The sequence below is a fragment of the Pseudomonas sp. YuFO20 genome (assembly GCF_035064975.1).
GTDB lineage: Bacteria > Pseudomonadota > Gammaproteobacteria > Pseudomonadales > Pseudomonadaceae > Aquipseudomonas > Aquipseudomonas putida_AE.
This window is the reverse complement of record NZ_JAXDEO010000128.1, coordinates 1-4134: the sequence shown is the minus strand read 5'-3', so window position 1 is coordinate 4134 and position 4134 is coordinate 1. Positions and strand designations below refer to the sequence as shown.

Genomic DNA, 4134 nt, shown 5'->3' with positions numbered 1-4134 from the left:
ACGGCCAGTTGCACAGCCGCGACACCGGCCAGTTGATCGACAGCGAAGAATTCCGCTACGACGCTGCGGCGAACCGGTTGAACTTCAACACCAGCCAGTTTGACCACGTCAAGGACAACCGCCTGAAACGCTGGCGGGATCAGGAATATGCCTACGATGCGTGGGGCAACCTGATTGAGAAACGCAGTGGGATGGGCACGCTGCAGACGTTTGTATATGACTGTGAAAATCGGTTGGTGCGGGCTGAGAAGTTGGTGAATGGCAGGCTGGAGAGTACCGGTGCGTATCGGTATGACAGCCTGGGGCGACGGGTTGGCAAGGTTTCAGAGGTCAACGGCAAGACCGAGCAGAAGCACTTTTTGTGGCAAGGCCTGCGGATGTTGCGTGAAGAGCGACCGGGGCAGAGCAGTCTGTATATCTATGAGCCGGGGAGTTATGCGCCATTGGCTCGGGTGGATCAGGCGGAAGGTGAGGAGCAGGAGCTTTACTACTTCCATACCGACCAGATTGGTACGCCGTTGGAGATGACTGACCGTGAAGGGCAGATTGTCTGGCAGGCGACGTACAAGGCGTGGGGGGCGGTTGAAAAGTTGGTGGTCAATGACGTCGAGCAGAATCTGCGCTTTCAGGGGCAGTATTTTGATGACGAGACGGGGCTGCACTACAACACGTTTCGGTATTACGATCCGGAGGTGGGGCGGTTTGTTACGCAGGATCCGATTGGGTTGTTGGGCGGAGGAAACCTTTATCACTACGTTCCTAACTCAATGGGCTGGATTGACCCGCAAGGCTTATCAAGTGCTGAATTGCGTGTAGAGCTAGGGATGCGCACTGGAGATATGCATGCTGCTCACCATATCATTCCAGAAGAGGTAATGAAGAAATACCCGCAAATGTTTGATAAAGCGAAATCGATAGGATTTATGCCTGATGGTGCCTCAAACGGTATCGAACTGCCACGAACAAAAGATCTGGCAAAAACACTCGATCTCCCTGGGCACTGGAGTAATCACGTAGATTACAGTGCCCTGGTTGAAAGCGATGTGAGTAAGCTCAATACTGCATTTAGAGCTGGCCGATTGTCGGATATGGACCTGGCGTTGGGGTTGAAATCTATCCAGAATAAATGGCGTACTAATATTCTAGCAAAAAATGTCCCTATTAATGCGAAGGGGCGACTATGCTAAGTGCTATGGAGAAAATCATGTTTACGATTGCCTATAAAGGTGGTGAAAGCGGTTGTCCGGAAGGAGGGGTTTACGGAGAATTGGTTGGGTATAATTGGAACTCAAATAATTTTGAGGATGATAAATTTCCACCTGAAGGCGCGATTCTAGATTTTTACGCACAACATAAAACTGTAGTGACGGACTTCTTTTATTTTGGTAGTGAGTTTATTTGTTCCGGTGATTTTCTTGCATTGATTAAATCATCTAATTGTGGTGTTGTGGATGTCAGGGAGATTCGACTCCATCAGGAGAGTAAAGTCTCCCCGATTTCATTAAAAAAATACTTTTTGGTGCGTAGTAGAGAAATTCATAAGATTTTGGATATGGAAAAATCTAAATACGAGTTACGGCTTGATCCGGTTACTAAAGATCCAGAAGAGGATGTGTTTCATCCAGGTAGAGTGATTTTTGACACTATATCCGATTTTAGTATAAAAAAAGACATTTGTGATTTGGATTTTTTTATTTCTTCTGAGATGCTGAGAGAAGAATATGTTTTTTCAGTCGAACTTGGAGAGAGAATTATTAGGCTTGAAATGAAAGGTGTGATGCTAATACCATCGTCTGAGTTAGTGTACGATGCGAAATTAGATTTTTAGTGTTGGGCGGTTTTTATGGTGGTGATTAAATTTTGAGAGCGTGCCTCTGAAGGCTGTTTGTGAAGGTGGTTGGTTCTTAATTAGTTGCGGTGTTCTTTAATAAGTTGGTTTTCGGAAGGGGTGAGATAATAACTCGGCCTCTAATGTTTACGCTGTTATTGCGAACAATAAAGCACGCAGCACACGGATCGCCGACCCGCTCGGGCGCACGATCAAATACCGCTATCACCACCTGACCCCGCTGATAACACAGGTGGACTACCCGGACGGCAGCACCTGGCAAGCCCGCTACGACGACATGGGCAACCTCATCGCCGAAGTAGACGCCCTCGGTCATGTCACCGAATATCTCAACGGCGACGACGGCCTGCCACACACCATCATCGATGCAACCGGCAAGTCCAAATACCTGTGGTGGAACTCCCTGGCCCAGGTCGAGCGCTTCCAGGATTGCTCGGGTAAAAACACCTCCTACCGCTTCGACGAGCGCCACCATCTGGTCGCCGTCACCGACGCGCTGGGCCAGACCACCACGCTGGAGCGCAAGCCGGACGGCGAAGTGCTGCGCATCCATCATCCGGACGGCAGCGCCGAGTCGTTCACCTACAATGCCCTCGGCCAGGTGCTGACGCACACCGACGGCAAGGGCCAGACCACCCGGCTGCTGCGCACCGCCCGTGGGCTGCCGAGCAGTCGCCAGGACGCCAAGGGCCAGCGCATCCGCTACGAATACGACCCGGCCATTCGCCTGACCGCGCTGATCAACGAAAACAACGCGGCGTACCAGTTCGCCTACGATGCGTGCGACCGGCTGATCGAAGAAAAACGCATCGACAACCTGACCCGGCACTTCAGCTACAACCTCGGTGGGCATCTGACCCAGGTCGACGAAACCGGCTATGGCGAACGCGGCGAGCGGCCACAACGGCGCACCGAATTCGAGCGCGACAGCATTGGTCGGCTAATGGCCAAGCTCAATGCCGATGCCCGTCAGGATTATGTGTATGACGACGGCGATCGCTTGCTGTCGATCCAGCGCCTGCCCACCGCGCAGGGCAAGCAGATGGGTGTCAGTGATGAAACCCTCGAATTTTCCTACGACCTGCTTGGTCGCCTGATCCAGGAGACCACGGCGCAAGGCGCCTTGTCCTACGAATACGACCCACTGAGCAACCTCACCACCCTGACGTTGCCCACCGGCCAACACCTCAATCACCTGTACTACGGCAGCGGCCACCTGCACCAACTCAACCTCGACGGCCAGCTCATCAGCGACATAGAGCGCGACGACCTGCACCGCGAAGTCCTGCGCACCCAGGGCACGCTCACCAGCTGCTTCGGCTACGACGCCATGGGCCGCAAGAGCTGGCAGTTCGCCTCGCGCCTGCCGGCGGAAAAACTCTCGCGCCTGCACAACCCCGGCATCCAGCCTGACCTGCTGGTCGAGCACGCCTACAACCCGATCCACCGCCGCCACCAGTACGACCCGGCCGGCGAGTTGACCCGTACCCTCGACAAACTGCGCGGCGAGATCAAGTACGAGTACGAAGCCAACGGCCAGTTGCACAGCCGCGACACCGGCCAGTTGATCGACAGCGAAGAATTCCGCTACGACGCTGCGGCGAACCGGTTGAACTTCAACACCAGCCAGTTTGACCACGTCAAAGACAACCGCCTGAAGCGCTGGCGGGACCAGGAATATGCCTACGATGCCTGGGGCAACCTGATTGAAAAACGCAGCGGCACGGGCACGCTGCAGACGTTTGGTTATGACTGTGAAAATCGCTTGGTGCGGGCTGAGACGTTGGTTAATGGCAAGCTGGAAAGTACCGGTTCGTATCGGTACGACAGTTTGGGGCGACGGGTTGCCAAGGTTTCAGAGGTCAACGGCAAGACCGAGCATAAGCACTTTTTGTGGCAAGGCCTGCGGATGTTGCGGGAGGAGCGTCCGGGGCAGAGCAGTTTGTATCTGTATGAGCCGGGGAGTTATGCGCCGTTGGCCCGGGTGGATCAGGCAGAGGGTGAAGAGCAGAAGCTTTACTACTTCCATACTGATCAGATTGGTACGCCGTTGGAGATGACTGACGCGCACGGGAGCATTGTCTGGCAGGCGACGTACAAGGCGTGGGGTTCGGTTGAAAGGCTGGCGGTCAATGATGTCGAGCAGAACCTGCGGTTTCAGGGGCAGTATTTTGATGACGAGACGGGGCTGCACTACAACACGTTTCGGTATTACGATCCGGAGGTGGGGCGGTTTGTTACGCAGGATCCGATTGGGTTGATTGGCGGGGAAAACCTGTATCAAT

Annotated in this window: 2 protein-coding genes and 1 pseudogene; all 3 read left to right on the top strand. The window is 53.9% G+C overall.

Going from position 1 to position 4134, the window contains the following annotated elements; genetic code table 11:
- Positions 1–1187 (top strand): RHS repeat-associated core domain-containing protein (locus SOP85_RS30780; protein WP_323629376.1); only part of this gene is annotated, 1187 nt, incomplete at its 5' end.
- Between the two features lie 17 nt (positions 1188–1204).
- A complete protein-coding gene (locus tag SOP85_RS30775) occupies positions 1205–1828 on the top strand; it encodes an Imm43 family immunity protein (protein ID WP_323629375.1) in 624 nt (207 codons plus the stop codon).
- A gap of 193 nt (positions 1829–2021) precedes the next feature.
- Positions 2022–4134, top strand: a pseudogene (locus tag SOP85_RS30770) (RHS repeat-associated core domain-containing protein); the annotation flags it as partial.

Excerpts from the sequence above, each read along its gene's own strand:
- SOP85_RS30775 (WP_323629375.1), top strand. The coding sequence starts at position 1,205 with ATGTTTACGATTGCCTATAAAGGTGGTGAAAGCGGTTGTCCGGAAGGA.